Genomic DNA, 15,163 nt, shown 5'->3' on the forward strand with positions numbered 1-15,163 from the left:
ATGATTCCGCTCAATATCGGCCGCCAACCGGCGGGCGACGATAGATGCGGCATTGCAAGAATGTCCACCCTTCCTGTCCACTCTCGGAGAACGCCGTGGGAAAAAACCTCACACTGAAGCAACTGTTCGCCTACCTGTTCGGCCTGGCCGCCGCCATCGGCGTCTGCCTGCTGGCGACGCTGCACCAGATAGCGCAGAAACAGGACCAGCTGGCCAGGGTGAACGAGACGCGCTACCAGTCCTACCTGCTGGCCGACGAGCTGCGCCAGAGCTCCGACGACCTGACCCGGCTGGCGCGCACCTACGTGGTGACCGCCGACGCGGCCTACGAGCAGCAGTATCTCGACATCCTCGACATCCGCAACGGCAGGAAGCCACGGCCGCTGCAGTACCAGCGCATTTACTGGGACTTCGTCGCCGCCGGCAAGGCCAAGCCGCGCGCCGACGGCGCCAGCGTGGCCTTGGCCGAGCTGATGAAACAGGCCGGCTTCTCCGAGCAAGAGTTCGCCAAGTTGAAGGAGGCCCAGGCCAACTCGGACGCGCTGGTCAAGACCGAGATCGTCGCCATGAACGCCGTCAAGGGCCAGTTCGACGACGGCAAGGGCGGCTTCAGCCGCAAGGACGCGCCCGACCTGGAGCTGGCCCGCAAGCTGATGCACGACAAGAACTACCACCAGTACAAGGCCAGCATCATGGCGCCCATCGACGAGTTCTTCGTGCTGCTCGACCAGCGCACCCGGGCCGGCGTCGACGCGGCGGTGGCCGCCAGCGAGCGCGTCTTCGCCCTGGCCCTGACGCTGTCGATGCTGCTGTGCGGCGGCCTCGGCGTGGCGCTGCTGCTGGTGTTCCTGCGCCTGCGCCGCCAGCTTGGTGGCGAGCCGGCCTACGCCGCCGCCGTGGCCGACCGCATCGCCGCCGGCCAGCTCGCCTTCGCCATCGAGCTGCGCCAGGACGACCGGGCCAGCCTGCTGTTCGCCATGAGCACGATGCGCGACCGCCTGGCCGAGATCGTCGGCGAGGTGCGCGCCAGCACCGACACCATCGCCACCGCCGCCGGCCAGATCGCCGCCGGCAACCTCGACCTGTCGCAAAGAACCGAGCAGCAGGCCGGCTCGCTGGAGCAAACCGCCTCGTCGATGGAGCAACTCACCTCCACCGTCAAACAAAACGCCGACAACGCGCGCCAGGCCCGCCAACTGGCCGAGTCGGCCACCGCCGTCGCGCAACAGGGCGGCAGCGTGGTGGGCCAGGTGGTCGAGACGATGAGTTCGATCAACGACTCGTCCAAGCAGATCGCCGACATCATCGGCGTCATCGACGGCATCGCCTTCCAGACCAACATCCTGGCGCTGAACGCGGCGGTCGAGGCGGCACGCGCCGGCGAACAGGGGCGCGGCTTCGCCGTCGTCGCCAGCGAGGTGCGCAACCTGGCGCAACGGGCGGCGGCCGCCGCCAAGGAGATCAAGGACCTGATCGTCGACTCGGTCGAGAAGGTCGGCGCCGGCGCCCGCCTGGTCGACCAGGCCGGCGCGACGATGCAGGAGATCGTCGCCAGCGTGCAGCGGGTCACCGACGTGATGAGCGAGATCGCGGCGGCCAGCAGCGAGCAGACCGCCGGCATCGAGCAGATCAACCAGGCCGTCAACCAGATGGACCAGGTGACGCAGCAGAACGCCGCGCTGGTCGAACAAGCGGCGGCGGCGGCCAGCTCGCTGCAACAGCAGGCCGGCCACCTGACCGGGGTGGTCGGCGTGTTCAAACTCGAAGGCGGCGGCCGCGCCGCGCCTGTGCCGGCGGCCGCTCCGCACGCAGCGCTGGCACCCACGCCGGACCGGCAAGCCCACCGGGTGGCCGGCAAGGTCGCGGGCAAAGTCACCAGCAAGGCCGGCGGACATGTCGGCGGCGGACACGTCGCGGGCACTGCCGCCGAACGGGCCGAAGCGGCGCGGCGCAGCGGCGCCAGCAACGCCGGCGGCGGCGCAGCGAAGGCCCGGCGCCTGGCGCTCGCCACGGCGGAAGAAGAATGGGAGGAACTCTGACGCGGCCTGCCTCAGGTACGCGGCAAGCCCGCAGCGCAGCCCTCCCGGTGGCGCCGGCCGCCGGCCGCAGGTTCAGCCGGGTTCAGTCCAGTTGAGCAGGCGCCCGGCGAAACACCAGCCGGGTCCAGCTCACGCCGTCGCACTGGTTCAGCGCCTGCACCGACGGCGTGACGACGTTCAGCACAGCCGCCAAGCCCTGCGCGCCCGCCAGCGCGATCGTCTCGGCCGCCGTCACCGCGAACATGCGGCGTCCCGCCGGCACCGGGCCGTGGCGCAGCGACAGCAGCAAGGTACCGCCATCCGCCAGTTGGGCCGCCACCAACGGCATGGCGCGCGCCCGCTGCGCCTGGTCCAGGTGCATCCACACCGCCTGCAACACCACCACGTCAAACCGCTCGCTCCTGGTCCGCAGCACGGCCAGCTCAGGCAGACTGTCGTCCAGCCACTCGATGCGCGCCGACGGGTGCAGGGCGATCGCCGCCAGACGCAACTCGCTGGTCGGCTCCACCGCCACCACGCTGTGCCCCATCGCGGCGAAGGCCGCCGCGTCGTTGCCGATGCCGGCGCCGATGTCGAGCACCCGGCCCGGCAAGTCCGGCAGCAAATGGGCGACGACGCCGTGCTCCTCCACGAAGCTCACGCCGCGCCAACGCTCGATCAGCACAGCTGCCTGCTCGGCGTAGCCCTCGGTGCCGCTGACCACGGCCGCCGTCACGGCGTCGCTTGCGCCGCCGGCGCGTCCGACGCGGCAACCATGATTTCGGCGATCATCTCGTGGCTGTCGTCCAGCCCCACCTCGACAAAACCGAAGCTGCCGTAGAAATCCTTGGCCACCGGGTTCTCCGGGTGGTAGCAAATGGTGATGCGCTCGACGTCGTCACAGGCGCGGATCTCGGCCAACACCAGCTCCATCGCGCGCCGGCCTATGCCGCCGCCTTGGCGCCGATGGTCGACCATGAAGCGGTAGATGCCGTACTCGCCGACCCGGTCGTTCGACCGCCGGTCGTACATCAAGAAGCCGACCAATTCGGTGCCGTCGTAGATCGCCCGGGCCTGGAAGTCCGGATAGAACGATGCCTGGGCGATGGAATAGGCGTTGCTGGCCAGGTAGTCCTCCTGCTGCTTCAGCAAGGGCAAATCGATGATGGCCTCGAAGTTCTCCTCCGTTACCGGTGCAAGTCGTATCTCCACTCAATCTCCCTGGCGAACCCGGTGCAATCGGCGCTGCCGGCTCGGTGTATGCAAAAAATAGTGCCGGCGCGGCGTCAAACCGTTCAACCGGTCATTGCGCCGGCAATAAGCCGGCACTAAGCCGGCACTAAGCCGGCACTAAACCGATATCTCAGCGCACCATCGGATTCGGCGTCGGCTCCTCGACCTTGCTCAGCAAATTGCGGTCGATGTGGTGGAAGGGTTCGTCCTCCTTGCCGCGAATCAGCATCACGGTGTCCTCCTCATAGCCCCAGGTGCCGTCGTCGTTGATGCTGACCTTGATGCGGTACTCGACGGTCTTGAAGCCGAACTCCAGGAAGGGATTGGAGCGGATGCCGTAGGTCTCCGACTCGCGCAACGCCACCAACTCGAAGTTTTTCGCATCCGGCGCAACCACGCCCGAGGCCATGGCGATCTGCCCGCGCGGGATCGCCAGCGTCTGGATCACCGTGTTGGTGGCCGGCTCCCACAGCCAGTAGCCAACCTGCTCGTGGTAGGTCTTGACCTGGTCCGGCTTGGTGATCAGGATCAGATAGCGCAGGCCGTAGAACAACTGCGGGCCATTGGTGACCGGGTCGATCGGTTGCAGCTCGATGCGCTCGACATACGCCTGCTTGCGCGGGCCGTCGGCCTTCGGCTTGATGTCCAGGCCGCGCGAGCCCTCCCACACACCGGCCATCGGCCGCAGCGGACCGAGATTGTTCAGGGTGTTGGTGTCGATATTGGACGGCTCGGTGTAGACGTCTTCGGAAAATTCACTCATGGCTTGCCTCTGTCGGTGTTGATCTTCGGTTGCAAGCATTGTATGCGATGGGCGCGCGCCAGTGAAAGCCCCCATCCGGCCTGGCTGCGGCCTTGGCCCCGACCCTAGCCTTGGTCTTTGCCCTTTAGCTGCGCGACGAACCAGCGGCCGGCCGGACCGGGCGGCGCGTCCTTGCGGTAGATCGCATGCATCGAGAAGGCGGCGCCGCGAACCGGACTGGCCTCCAGCTCAATGGCCACCAGCGCGCCGCGTGCCAGATCGTCGGCCACCATGTGGCAAGGCATGCTGCCCCAGCCCAGGCCGGCGCGCAGGAAGGCGTGCTTGGCGCCCAGGTCGGCCAGCCGCCACACCTGCGGCGACATCACGCCGAAGTCGCGTCCCGCCGTCAACTGCGAGCGGTCGGTCAGCACCAGTTGCACGTACTCGGCCGCCGTGACGCGCGAGATCGGCTGCGGCAGCGCCGCCAACGCATGCGTCGGCGCCACCACCACCACGGCGGGCACCGTCAGCAGATACTCGACGCCACATTCCGCCGGCAGGTCCGGGAACGAGCCGATCACACCGATGCGGCAACGGCCGTCCAGCACCGGCTCGACCACCGCGCCCAGCGCCTCGACGTAGAGCCGCAGCGGCGTGCGCGGGAACTGCTGGTGGAAGGAGCGCACCGCCTCGGTCAACGCGGCGATCGGATACATCACGTCGACCGCCACCGCCAGTTCCGCCTCCAGCCCCTCGGCCAGCGTGCGCGCCTTGGCCTTGAAGCCGTCCATGCTGGCGGCGGCGAGGCGGGCGTCGGCCAGCAGCGCGCGGCCGGCGTCGGTCAATTGGGGATAGCGTCCGCTGCGGTCGAACAGCGACAGGCCGATCTGCTGCTCCAGGTTCGCCAGCGTCTGGCTGACCACCGACTGCGCCCGCCGCAACTTGCGCCCGGCGGCGGAAAAACTGCCCTCGTCGGCCGCCGCGATGAAGGTGCGCAGCTGGTCCATCGACATTGCGTCAAGCATGTATCGCTCCTATAGATATATAACATCTAATTATATAGGCTTCACCGATACATCTCCAATCGCTAAGATGCTTCACATGGATGACGCGACAACGCCAGCCAACCACACTTAAGGGCACATCGAATAACCGTCATTCCGCATCGGCGGACCGCCGCGCAGGCGGGAACCCATGCTGCGCTAGATAAGATGCGACGTATAGGTTCCCGCCTGCGCGGGAACGACAGAGTTTTAGAGGTGCCTTTAACTTATTAATCTAGCAAGGAGCTGTCATGAACCACGCAAACCACACCCCGTCCACCCTGCCACTGATCGGCCGCTTGCTGATGGCCACCATCTTCGTCTTCAGCGGCGTCGGCAAACTGGCCGCGCCGGCCGCCACCGTCGGCTACATCGCCGCCATGGGCCTGCCCTTCCCCACCCTCGGTCTGATCGGCGCCATCGGCATCGAAATCGGCGGCGGCCTACTGCTCGCCTTCGGCCTGCAAACCCGCGCCGTGGCGCTGGCGCTGGCGGCCTTCTCGGTGGTCACAGGGCTGATCTTCCACCACGCCATCGGCGACCAGAACCAGCTGATCCACCTGCTGAAAAACCTGGCGATGGCCGGCGGCCTGCTGCAGTTCGCCGCCTTCGGCGCCGGCGCGCTGAGCCTGGATGCCCGGGTCAAACAGCCTGCATTGGCGGCCCGCACCGCCTAAGCCGGCGCCGCAGCCGAAGCGCCCGAACGTCTGACGCCGGGCGCTTCGACCGTTGGCTCACAGTCCCAGATCGACCACGATCCGGTTGCGGCCGGCGACACGGGCATAAGAGACGGCGCGGCCCAGGCCGCGTATCAACAGCAAGCCGACACCGCCGACCGGTTGCGCCTCGATGGCTAGCCCGGCCACGGGCGCAGCCGGCGGCGGCGTGTCGCGCAAAGGATTGAAGGGCGCGGCGGCGTCCTCGAAAGAGAAGCCGGTGGCATCCGCGACCAGCCACACCGCGCCATCGGCCACGCCGGCGTAGCCGTGCAAAACGCTGTTGCGGAACAGCTCCTCCAGTATCAATTCGGCGCAGGCCACCCGCTGCGCCGCCAGCCCGCCGGCGCGCAAGGCCTCGGCCACATAGGCCTGCACCTGCGGCAGCAGCTCCAGGCGGGCGGCAAAGCGCCGTCCCGGCGTGCCGTTTGCGCCACTATCGGAGTCCAATTCGGTTCCCATTCCGCTCATAGAAGCATATTATCGGAATGCTCACCCGAGGAGAACAACGATGATCCGATTGCGGCAAATCTGCATCACGGCAGCCACGCTGCTGGCGCTGTCGGCACCGACACTGGCCGCCGAACTCCCGGCCGGCATGGTCAAGACCAGCAAGGGCCAAGCCGTCATCGAGCACGAAGGCAAGCCGTCGCCGGCCCTGCCCGGCGCCGCGTTGATGAGCAGCGACCGCATCGTCACCGGCGCCGACGGCAGCGTCGGCGTCACGCTGCGCGACGAGACGCTGCTGTCGGTGGGACCGAACAGCCATGTCTGGCTGGAGAAGTTCGCCTTCAACCCGACCACCCACGAGGGCGCGCTGGACGCCACCGTCAAGCGCGGCACCATGGGCGTCATCTCGGGCAAGCTGTCCAAGCAGTCGCCCGGCGCGGTGCAGTTCCGCACCCCCAGCTCGGTGCTGGGCGTGCGCGGCACCGAGTTCCTGATCGACGTCGGCGCGGGCCAACCCTAGCATGGGCGCGGCGCTGATCTGGATCATCTGCGCACTGGCCGCCGTGGCGCAGTCGCAGCGCGCGCCGCCCGAACGGGTGGTGCTGCTGCCCAGCCAGGACGGCCGCGCCAGTGCCGTCATCATCGTCTCGGCCGCCGGCCAAACCGTGCTGGAGCAACCCTACCTGAGCGCCGCCATCGCCCGCGACGGCGCCGTCACCACCGCCAGCGAGACGGCCGACACGGTCCAGCTGCGCTACGCCGCGACGCTGGCAGCGCTGCCGCAGCGCGCCGCCGTGTTCCTGCTGTACTTCGACACCGCCACCGAGGCGCTGGTGCCTGAGTCGGCCGCGCGGCTGGAGCAGATCAAGCTGGAGCTGGCCAAACGGCCGGCGCCGGAGATCATCGTCATCGGCCACACCGACACCGTCGACACCAGCGCCTACAACGACGAGCTGTCGCTCAGGCGGGCTTTGGCGGTCAAGCAGATGCTGGTGGAAGTGGGCATAGCCGCCGACAGCATCAGCGCCAGCGGGCGCGGCGAGCGCGAGCCGCTGGTGCCGACCCGCGACCGCGTCGACGAGCCGCGCAACCGTCGCGTCGAGATCCGCGTGCGCTGAGCCGCGCCGGCGAGGGCTCGGCCCTTTAACGGCGCATCGAATTACCCTCAATTCGTCGTTCCGCATCGGCGGACCGCCGCGTAGGCGGGAACCCATGCTGCGCTAAACAGGATGCGGCGTATAGGTTCCCGCCTACGCGGGAACGACGGGGTTTAGCGGTGCACTTGGTTCGCTCCTTGGTTCAGCCTTTATTTCACCGCTCCTCAGTCAAGCGGAGCCATCGCAACCTCGGTGCCACGCCGGGCTAATTATCCGGCCTGCCGCGCCGCGCTAAGCTGCCGGCCCGTTCCAGCGCAGAACCAGCAGCGCCAGGTCGTCCGAGGGCTCGGCCGCGCCCACATGCGCGCGCACGTCCTCGCGCACGGCGCGCACCACGTCCGCCGGCGTAACGCCGCCGCCCGGCGGCACGACGTGGCCTGCCGTGAGCGCCGCCTCACCCACGCCCGCGCCCGCGCCTGGCGCCGTGCCGCCTTGGCCACTATGCACCGCCAACAAGCTGTCCAGGCGCGCGTTGCCGTACACCTGGCCGGCCGCATCCATCGCCTCGGTGACACCATCGGTATTCAGGCACAGGCAGTCGCCGGGCCGCAGCTGGTAGCGCTGCACCGGATAGTCGAACTCCTCGATCACGCACAGCGGCGGCCCGTCGGCGCCGCGCAGCCGCTCAACGCCACCGCCGGACAGCAGCCGGGGCGCATCGTGGCCGGCGTTGCACAACATGACTTCACCGCTGTCGGCGTCGAGGATGCCGGCCACGCAGGTGACGAACAAGTTCTCCGGATTCTCGCGCAGCAGCTCGCGGTTGGCCTGGCACATGATGGCCGCCATGCCCGCCTCGTCGCGCAGCGCCACGCTCTTTGACAACGCCTTGGCCACCACCATGAACAGGCTCGCCGGCAGTCCCTTGCCGGAGACGTCGCCGAGTAGGAAAAACAGGCGGCGCCGGTCCAGCATGAAGAAGTCGTACAAGTCGCCGCCCACCTGGCGCGCCGGCTCCAACAGCGCGTCCAGCGTGAAGCGGAGCTCGCCGGGAAAGGCGCTCGCCGCTTGCGGCAGGCTGGCCATCTGGATGCGCCGCGCCGCGTTCAACTCGCCGGCCAGCGTGGCCTCCGCCTCGCGCGCGACGCGCAGGGAACGCTCGCTGCGATGCCGCGCGCGCACGGCGGCGCCGAACAGGCTGGCCCACAGACTCAGGCAGACCAGCCCCAGCGCGGCGGCCACGCCGGCGGCGTCGAACAGCAAGCCGGCGCGAAACAGCGCCAGGCCGGCGGCGAACAGGGCGGCGGCCAGCGTGGCGCTGAGCGGCAGCGCGCGCAGCAGACGCAGGCGCGGCAGCAAGCAGATCACACCGCCCGCCAAAACCGCGAAGCACAACGCCTCGGCCCAGCGCATGCCGGCCGGCCGGCGCAGCTGGGCGCCGTCGAAAAAACCTTCGATCAACTGGGCGTGCACGTCGACGCCCGGCAGCAGGTCGCCGCGCGCGTTGGTCTTGTAGTCGGCCAGCCCAAGCCCCGTCAACGCGACGATGACGATTTTGTCGCGCAGCGCGTCCGGCGCCAGGCGGCCCTGCATCAGGTCCAGCGCCGAGGCGTAGCGCGCCGGCGCCGGCGCCGAGTAGTTGACCCATACCGCGCCGTCCGGCCGGGTCGCCACGCGCAGGTCGCCCACCGCGATGGCGCGCACGCCGCCCGCGCCGGCGTCGACCTCGATCGCCTCGGCGCCGGTGGCCACCCGCAGCAGCTCCAGCGACAGGCCCGGCAGCAGCGTGCCGCCGACCGCGCCAAGCAACGGCACGCGCCGCACCACGCCCTTCTCCAACTCGGCCGACACCATGCCCTGGCCGCTGGCTGCCGCCTGCAGCAACGGCAGGCTGCCCAACGCACGCCGATAACGCGGCACCTGAGGCGGCACCTGAGGCGGCAGCGCGCCGGCGGGTGACCTGAGCGGCGCCGGCCGGCCGGCGGAAGCTGCGCCAGGGATGCCGGCCGGCGCGCCGCCGGCGCCCGCCATCGCCAGCCTGACCGGCCAGGCGCGCAACACGTCCCGGCTGCTGGTGGCGGCGTCGTCGAAGCCGGCCGCCGCCAGCACCACCGGCACGCGGCGCATGGCTGCGGCCAGCGCCTGGTCGTTCGATGGCAGCGCCGCCAGGCCGTCGCGCAGCGGGCCTGGCGCCAACTGCGCCGCCAGCGCCTCGGGCGAGGCGCCGTCCGGTTCCGGCATCAGCAGGTCGAGGCCGATGACCAGCGGCCGCTGCGCCGCCGCGCGGTCGATCAACTCGGCCAGCCGCGTGCGCGGCCACGGCCACTGGCCGTAGCGCTTGAGCGCCGCCTCGTCGACGGCGATAATCTGCACCGGGCCGGACAGGCGCTGGCGCGGCAGCAGCAACTGGTAACTGTCGAACAGGGCCAGGCGCGCGGCCGGCAGCGCGCCGTCGTCCGGCATGGCCAGCGCCGCCGCCAGCGGCAGCGCCAAGGCGGCGGCCAGCGGCCGGCCCCGGCCGGCGCGCAGCGCGTCCAAGGCGCGCGTGGTCCAGCGGATCAGGCGCCGCGGCATGCGCGCCTACAGGTCGATTTCCATGCCGTCATAGGCCGACACGATCTTCAACGGCGCCTCGCCGGTGATCTGGGCGTAGCGCCGCGTCTCGGCCAGCACGCGGCCGATCTGCGCGTCGTCGTAAATCGGCTCGTGGTGGAACAGGCAGAGCTGGCGCACGCCGGCCAGCTGGCACAGTTCAACGCCGATCACGTTGCTGGAATGGCCCCAGTCGGCCTTTACCGAGATCGAATCGGCCAGCGAATACATGGCGTCGAAGATCACCAGGTCGGCGTCGCGGAAGAAGTCGACGAAGGCGGCGCCGGCGGCGAGGTCGCCCAGCTTGTGCTCGGAGTCGGTGCTGTAGACCATCGCGCAGCCGCCGTGTTCGAGCCGGTAGCCATAGGAGTCGCCGGCATGCAGCTGCAGCTTGGCCGTTACGCGCAGGCCGTTGATCTCCAGCGGCACGCCGGGCAGCATGCTGCGAAACTCGATGGTCGCGCCCAACTGGTCGAAGTCGACCGGGAAGCTGATCGCCTCCTGTTGGCGGCGCATGGCCGCCTCCAACTGCCCGTGGCAGCCGTAGAAAATGATGCGGTTGCCCGGAATATAGGCCGGCGTGAAGAAGGGGAAGCCCATGATGTGGTCCCAGTGCAGGTGGGACATGAACACGTGGTAGGTCTGCGGCGCGCCGGCGCCGTAGCGGGCCAGCTTGGCGCCGCCCAGTTGACGCACGCCCGAGCCCATGTCGAGGATGACGTGCTCGCGCGTGCTGGCCGGGTCCCACACCTCCACCTCGACGCAGCTGGAATTGCCGCCGTAGGTGCCGCTGATCTCGAAGCCCAGCTCGTCGTCGATGTAGGCGGCGATCTTGACCTCGCTGTCCAGATCGCGGCCGATGGCGCCGCGCAGCGCCGCCTCCAGCTTGGCGCGGATCTGCCTGTGGTTCAGCGCCACCGGCAGCGAGCCGCGCGCGCCCCAGATCCGCGCCTTCATGCCGCCCCGCCCTGCCCGTTCGGCATATTCAGCGCGGCCAGCGCGCCGGCCCGGTCGGGATGGATCTCGAACAGCATGTCGAAGCGGCTGATGCTGAACACCTCGCCCACCAGCGGCGACAACGCCGCCAGCGCCATGCGGCCGCCTTGCGCCTTGACCTGCTTGATGGCGATCATCAGCGCGCGCAGGCCGATGCTGCTGATGAAGTCGACCCCGGACAAATCGAGCAGCAGCGCATCGCCGGCGCCGGTGCAGCCGGGCAGAAAGGCGCCGAGGGCGCGCTGGAAATCGTCGGCGTGGGCCTGGTCGATGCGGCCCAATGGACTCAACACCAGCACCCGGCCCTCCTGCTGCGGCGTGAATTCCATCATCTTGGCACCCTGCGGTCGGCGGTTGGGGGACCTGCGCCGATGGCTGGGCCGCCGGCTGAGGTGAAAATAAGTGTAGCAAATCGGCGCCCCGGTTTGTTACCTTTTCGCATCTTTTCCCGCGATATGCAACAGCCCCGCTCAGCCCGCTCGTTGCGCATCGGCGAACTGCGGCGCAGGGGGAGCGGCCGGGTTTTAAAGATGCCGCCAGATATGGCAAGTGCGGCGGGGGAAATTTCAATCATGTTGAAAAAATATTAAATTAGACAATTCGACCACCCATGTCTCATTCTCGGAGGTGGTGACCGATACGCATGGCAATCTGCTCAGCACCTCGGCATCCGAGCGCCGCGCCGGCCTGAGCCAAGGCCCGGCCAACGAACTGGCCAACACCCGCGGCTTCGACGTGGAGCCGGCCATCGCCGCGCAGGCGGCGATTGACGCGGTGGTCCGTGCCACCGCGCCGCGCGGATTACATCGCAACGCGCCACGTTCCGAGCCGGTGATCCCCCCCATCGTCACGCGCGTGCGCGCGGCTGGTGCGGAAACCAAACCGGAGGCGCGGCTGAACGCGCTCGACCGGGAAGACCGGATCACCGGCTACGAGCTGGCCTGGCTGATCAAAACCCGCATGGTCGATGGCAGCAAGCTGGTGTTTCGCGACGCCATCGTCAGTGTCAAGGATGGCCGCACGCTGGCCCTATAGAATGCGCTTCAGACCGCCGAGGTCGGCGTCGGCCACGGCCTGTATTCGGGTGACGTTCCGATCCAGACCACCCTCGCCGGCGGCCTGTACAAGATGCTCGACCCAGGCCGCAGCACGGGTGGCTACTTCGGCGGCATGGCCGTCAGCGACGCCGCACACAGCCCGCTCAGCTCCCCCAATGCCCGTACTATTAACACCAACGCCACCAACGTCTGGGGCGACGGCCTACCCTACAGCGGTGGCAACACCAAAGGCCCCAATGGCCAGACCGCCGCCGTGGATGCGCTCTGGGGGCTGATGAACACTTACGATACGCTGAAAAACATGCAGGGTTGGTTATCGCTCGACGGCGGTGTCCGATTCCAGGAAGCGGATTGCTCCGGCCGTAACTCCGCGCACCGTTGGATGACCGCCGCGACGGCGAAGATGGTTCTGTCATTGATGGAGGCGATTCGCTTGTCGGAGGACTTGAGGAGCCGCTCACGGTTCTGCATGAGATGGTTCAGCACCGCTTCGTGCGGCCCTTCCAGCCAAGCCTCGAAGCTCTTGCAGGTGTAGTATGTTGATGCTGACGCCGAATTGACCCCGGATGCTGATTTTTACTGCCCAAGGCTATGCATTCTCAAACCCGCACCGGGCCAGCGTTTACGCGGATTTTGGATGGGTCAATGATTTCCAGCGGCCTGGGTCGAATCAGTGTCAGAGCCAACACAGATGGATCATAAAAAGAAATTTACGTAGATAGGAAAATTCGCATGAGCTACAACCTGACACCTGCGGCAAAATCCGTGCTTGCGAGCATCGCGCATGGTTCAGCGCAAACGGACATGACGATTGCCGCCGAGTTGACCAGTACTGGACTTGCGACCGACCACGCTGGCGTCCTGACCATAACCGAGGCTGGGCGTACGGAACTGGCGCGAATCAATGATGATGAATGACCACGGAGGGACTGAATGAAGTTGCTGCGAGCGTGTTTTTCCTTGGCCTTGGTACTCTGCATGAGTGGATGCGACGATCCAGTTGCATCCGTCAATGCTGACGTTATGCGATGCAGTGAGTTTTCAAAAAGTAAGTGTTTGTCGTCAGAAGTGAATGGAAGTTATAAGGTGACTTTATCAAAGGCGAGCAACACTTGCGCCATGCTGTATAAAAAGGTCGACTCATCCGAATCCATATTTATTCCGGGCCACCATTTGACTTATATCGACAACGACAATTGGAGATGTACAGCCGCGACGTCGCTGTCGTTCGGTGACCTTGCAAAACAAGCAACGATGCAGGACGGTGAGCTTGCGATTTCTTTAAACCCCAACAATCCCGCAGCAAATGAATACATCGAACAAACAGACGGCATTGTTGACAAAGTCGCGCATTGGTATCGACTTGTGCATGGTACGCCATGCCGCGGACATTTTTCAAGACATAGTGTATGTGACGAGGTGCGCGCGACAGACACTCAATAGAGAAAAATTAGCGCCATGGTGACGCCCGCTGGTCGCTCACCATCGCAGTTACGCAAGGTCACCCATTCGTTTGTGTTCCCAAGAGTCGAATGCGGTAGCAAGCCGGCACCAGCACAACAGCAGTGTCAATAGAAAACGTTTCGACATTTGCTTCCTCCGGTTAAATCATTGGGCATGTTCAGCCAGGTCCCTAACTGTCTAGTTTCGTGCGACCAAAAACCTGCTCAGTCTCGCAGGCCCGCCGGCGGCGCCTGCTGATCCAGCCAGGCCTTGACCCGCGCCTCCAGCTCGCCGACGGTCTTGCTCTGCGCGACCAGCAGGCGGGCGACGCCGGCCGGCAGCGGCTCCGCGTCGCCGGCGTTCCAGCAGCTCTTGCCCTGCTCGGCATAGCCGGCCGGCAGCTGGAACTCCGGTATGTCGCTGCGGCAGGTGTCGGCCAGGGCGGCCTCGAAGTTCGGCGCGGCGGCAACGCGCGCCCCCAGCCCCGCCTGGTCCGGCGCCACCCCGCACCACTGCAACACGCTGGCCAGCGTCGACGTGTGGTCGAATTTCACATCGGGGCTGGGCGAGCGGAACACCGTGCCGGCCGGAATCCACGGCGACACCAGCAGGGTCGGCACGCGCACGCCGTAGCGGTTGAAGGCGAAGCCGTCGGGGCCGAGGTGCTGGTCCGGCGGAATCGCTCCCCAGCCGGGGTCGACGTGGTCGTAGGTGCCGCCGTGCTCGTCGAAGGTGATGATCAACAAGGTGCGCCGCCACGCCGCCGGGTTGTCGGTCAGCGCGGCGTAGATCCGCTGGACGAAGGCCTCGCCCGGACCGACCCAGGTGGGCGGATGGTAGTCGTTGCCTTGCGCGCCCAGCGTCTTGCCGAACACCTTGCCGCAGTAGAAGCCGCCGCCGTCTTCGTAGCCGAGGCCGTAGCCCCATTTCGGCTCCAGGTAGCTGAAGCGCGGCAATTTTCCGGCCTTGGCCTTGGCGTAGAAGGTGTCGATCGCTTCGATTTCGCCGTCGGCCAGCGCCTCACTGCAACGGGGGAAAGTGTACTGCGTGTAGCACTGCCCGGCGTTCCAGATGTCGTGGTAGTAGATGCCCCAGGAGGTGCCGGGCGGCAGCGCGTTCCAGATCGTCCGGGTGTGGTACTGCTCCACCGCGTCCCACGAGTTGTCGACCCGGCCGAGCGAGGTGCCGCACAACGAGAAGGCGCGATTGGGGTTGGTTTGCGTTGGCACCGACGCATACCAGGCGTCGCTGACGCCGTAGGCCTTGGCCAGGCCGTTCAGGATCGGCAACTGCGCCGGGGAGTAGGCCTCCATGATCTGGTCGAGCTGGGACCAGTTCTCGTAGCTGGCGTCGTAGTCGTAGGCGAAACCGGCCATGCCGGCCGGCGTGCCCGCCGGTTGATTGCTGTTCGTCGGCTGGCTCGGCGAACCGAACAATTGCTGGTTGACGTGCGCGTAGGCTTCGCCGGGATCGAAACCGGGCACCCGCATCGGTTGCGGCGCGATGTCGTGGCCGGTCTTGCCCGCCGTTCCCATGCTGGCCGGAATGGTCTTCCCGCCGTAGGTGTTGCTGTACTTGCCGGTCTGCAGTCCGTCATACCGCGGCCTGGTGTCGGCGCCGACGAAGCGGGCCGGCCGGTCCTTCTGGTAGAGCCAGCCCAGCACGTTGTCGAGCGAGCGGTTTTCGAGCATCACCATGACCACGTAATCGATCTTGTCGTTCATGTTCATCATTGAGTAAGCACCTTATCGGCATGAGGAGAAGGCCGCGCACGG

Annotated in this window: 16 protein-coding genes and 1 pseudogene; 8 read left to right on the plus strand and 9 right to left on the minus strand. The window is 67.2% G+C overall.

Annotated features, from left to right (window positions below):
- The first annotated feature begins 44 nt into the window (after positions 1–44).
- Positions 45–2,039, plus strand: a complete 1,995-nt coding sequence (locus tag H7U20_RS11930) for a methyl-accepting chemotaxis protein (RefSeq protein WP_199759368.1) — start codon at positions 45–47, stop codon at positions 2,037–2,039.
- Between the two features lie 82 nt (positions 2,040–2,121).
- On the opposite strand, the gene H7U20_RS11935 is transcribed toward H7U20_RS11930, so the two are convergent.
- The 4 genes from H7U20_RS11935 to H7U20_RS11950 form a co-directional block, all read right to left on the minus strand.
- A complete protein-coding gene (locus H7U20_RS11935) occupies positions 2,122–2,754 on the minus strand; it encodes a class I SAM-dependent methyltransferase (protein WP_199759369.1) in 633 nt (210 codons plus the stop codon).
- Entirely contained in the window at positions 2,751–3,230 is a 480-nt protein-coding gene (locus tag H7U20_RS30220; RefSeq protein WP_199759370.1) for a GNAT family N-acetyltransferase, read from the minus strand. The genes H7U20_RS11935 and H7U20_RS30220 overlap by 4 nt, the downstream gene beginning before the upstream one ends.
- 151 nt (positions 3,231–3,381) lie before the next feature.
- A complete protein-coding gene (locus H7U20_RS11945) occupies positions 3,382–4,014 on the minus strand; it encodes an FABP family protein (RefSeq protein WP_199759371.1) in 633 nt (210 codons plus the stop codon).
- Positions 4,015–4,118: 104 nt separating this feature from the next.
- Complete coding sequence (locus H7U20_RS11950) at positions 4,119–5,018, minus strand: LysR family transcriptional regulator (RefSeq protein ID WP_199759372.1); 900 nt, start codon at positions 5,016–5,018, stop codon at positions 4,119–4,121.
- A 269-nt stretch (positions 5,019–5,287) separates the two neighbouring features.
- Between H7U20_RS11950 and H7U20_RS11955 the strand changes: the two genes are divergently transcribed.
- Positions 5,288–5,713, plus strand: coding sequence for a DoxX family protein (locus tag H7U20_RS11955; protein ID WP_199759373.1), 426 nt, complete (start codon positions 5,288–5,290; stop codon positions 5,711–5,713).
- A gap of 57 nt (positions 5,714–5,770) precedes the next feature.
- On the opposite strand, the gene H7U20_RS11960 is transcribed toward H7U20_RS11955, so the two are convergent.
- Positions 5,771–6,214: an ATP-binding protein gene (locus H7U20_RS11960; protein WP_199759374.1), complete on the minus strand. Its 444-nt coding sequence runs from the start codon at positions 6,212–6,214 to the stop codon at positions 5,771–5,773.
- Positions 6,215–6,263: 49 nt separating this feature from the next.
- Between H7U20_RS11960 and H7U20_RS11965 the strand changes: the two genes are divergently transcribed.
- Both H7U20_RS11965 and H7U20_RS11970 read left to right on the plus strand, forming a co-directional pair.
- Positions 6,264–6,722, plus strand: a complete 459-nt coding sequence (locus tag H7U20_RS11965) for a FecR family protein (RefSeq protein WP_199759375.1) — start codon at positions 6,264–6,266, stop codon at positions 6,720–6,722.
- A 1-nt stretch (position 6,723) separates the two neighbouring features.
- Positions 6,724–7,320, plus strand: a complete 597-nt coding sequence (locus H7U20_RS11970) for an OmpA family protein (RefSeq protein ID WP_199759376.1) — start codon at positions 6,724–6,726, stop codon at positions 7,318–7,320.
- Between the two features lie 270 nt (positions 7,321–7,590).
- Here the strand turns inward: H7U20_RS11970 and H7U20_RS11975 are convergent, their stop codons facing one another.
- Genes H7U20_RS11975 through H7U20_RS11985 form a run of 3 tightly spaced genes read right to left on the minus strand, consistent with a single transcriptional unit; the run spans position 7,591 to position 11,219 of the window.
- Positions 7,591–9,873 carry a CHASE2 domain-containing protein gene (locus tag H7U20_RS11975; protein ID WP_199759377.1) on the minus strand — a complete coding sequence of 761 codons (2,283 nt, stop codon included), beginning with the start codon at positions 9,871–9,873 and terminating at the stop codon, positions 7,591–7,593.
- A gap of 6 nt (positions 9,874–9,879) precedes the next feature.
- Complete coding sequence (locus H7U20_RS11980; protein WP_199759378.1) at positions 9,880–10,848, minus strand: MBL fold metallo-hydrolase; 969 nt, start codon at positions 10,846–10,848, stop codon at positions 9,880–9,882.
- Complete coding sequence (locus tag H7U20_RS11985; RefSeq protein ID WP_233410695.1) at positions 10,845–11,219, minus strand: STAS domain-containing protein; 375 nt, start codon at positions 11,217–11,219, stop codon at positions 10,845–10,847. The genes H7U20_RS11980 and H7U20_RS11985 overlap by 4 nt, the downstream gene beginning before the upstream one ends.
- Positions 11,220–11,517: 298 nt before the next feature.
- Here H7U20_RS11985 and H7U20_RS11990 point away from each other — a divergent pair, with 298 nt between their 5' ends.
- From H7U20_RS11990 to H7U20_RS12005, 4 genes and pseudogenes are all read left to right on the plus strand, one after another.
- Positions 11,518–11,922 carry a hypothetical protein gene (locus H7U20_RS11990; RefSeq protein WP_199759379.1) on the plus strand — a complete coding sequence of 135 codons (405 nt, stop codon included), beginning with the start codon at positions 11,518–11,520 and terminating at the stop codon, positions 11,920–11,922.
- A 36-nt stretch (positions 11,923–11,958) separates the two neighbouring features.
- Positions 11,959–12,480: pseudogene (locus H7U20_RS30225) on the plus strand (hypothetical protein); the annotation flags it as partial.
- A gap of 197 nt (positions 12,481–12,677) precedes the next feature.
- A complete protein-coding gene (locus tag H7U20_RS12000) occupies positions 12,678–12,863 on the plus strand; it encodes a hypothetical protein (RefSeq protein ID WP_199759380.1) in 186 nt (61 codons plus the stop codon).
- A 15-nt stretch (positions 12,864–12,878) separates the two neighbouring features.
- Entirely contained in the window at positions 12,879–13,388 is a 510-nt protein-coding gene (locus tag H7U20_RS12005; RefSeq protein WP_199759381.1) for a hypothetical protein, read from the plus strand.
- 224 nt (positions 13,389–13,612) lie between these two features.
- Here H7U20_RS12005 and H7U20_RS12010 read toward each other — a convergent pair whose 3' ends face one another.
- A complete protein-coding gene (locus H7U20_RS12010) occupies positions 13,613–15,121 on the minus strand; it encodes an alkaline phosphatase family protein (RefSeq protein ID WP_199759382.1) in 1,509 nt (502 codons plus the stop codon).
- Positions 15,122–15,163 lie beyond the last annotated feature (42 nt).

The sequence above is a fragment of the Rugamonas violacea genome (assembly GCF_016461825.1).
In the GTDB taxonomy this organism is placed as follows: Bacteria; Pseudomonadota; Gammaproteobacteria; order Burkholderiales; family Burkholderiaceae_D; genus Rugamonas.

Excerpts from the sequence above, each read along its gene's own strand:
- H7U20_RS11930 (WP_199759368.1), top strand. The coding sequence starts at position 45 with ATGCGGCATTGCAAGAATGTCCACCCTTCCTGTCCACTCTCGGAGAAC.
- H7U20_RS11945 (WP_199759371.1), bottom strand. The coding sequence starts at position 4,014 with ATGAGTGAATTTTCCGAAGACGTCTACACCGAGCCGTCCAATATCGAC.
- H7U20_RS11950 (WP_199759372.1), bottom strand. The coding sequence starts at position 5,018 with ATGCTTGACGCAATGTCGATGGACCAGCTGCGCACCTTCATCGCGGCG.
- H7U20_RS11955 (WP_199759373.1), top strand. The coding sequence starts at position 5,288 with ATGAACCACGCAAACCACACCCCGTCCACCCTGCCACTGATCGGCCGC.
- H7U20_RS11960 (WP_199759374.1), bottom strand. The coding sequence starts at position 6,214 with ATGGGAACCGAATTGGACTCCGATAGTGGCGCAAACGGCACGCCGGGA.
- H7U20_RS11965 (WP_199759375.1), top strand. The coding sequence starts at position 6,264 with ATGATCCGATTGCGGCAAATCTGCATCACGGCAGCCACGCTGCTGGCG.
- H7U20_RS11970 (WP_199759376.1), top strand. The coding sequence starts at position 6,724 with ATGGGCGCGGCGCTGATCTGGATCATCTGCGCACTGGCCGCCGTGGCG.
- H7U20_RS11975 (WP_199759377.1), bottom strand. The coding sequence starts at position 9,873 with ATGCCGCGGCGCCTGATCCGCTGGACCACGCGCGCCTTGGACGCGCTG.
- H7U20_RS11980 (WP_199759378.1), bottom strand. The coding sequence starts at position 10,848 with ATGAAGGCGCGGATCTGGGGCGCGCGCGGCTCGCTGCCGGTGGCGCTG.
- H7U20_RS11985 (WP_233410695.1), bottom strand. The coding sequence starts at position 11,219 with ATGATGGAATTCACGCCGCAGCAGGAGGGCCGGGTGCTGGTGTTGAGT.
- H7U20_RS12000 (WP_199759380.1), top strand. The coding sequence starts at position 12,678 with ATGAGCTACAACCTGACACCTGCGGCAAAATCCGTGCTTGCGAGCATC.
- H7U20_RS12005 (WP_199759381.1), top strand. The coding sequence starts at position 12,879 with ATGAAGTTGCTGCGAGCGTGTTTTTCCTTGGCCTTGGTACTCTGCATG.
- H7U20_RS12010 (WP_199759382.1), bottom strand. The coding sequence starts at position 15,121 with ATGATGAACATGAACGACAAGATCGATTACGTGGTCATGGTGATGCTC.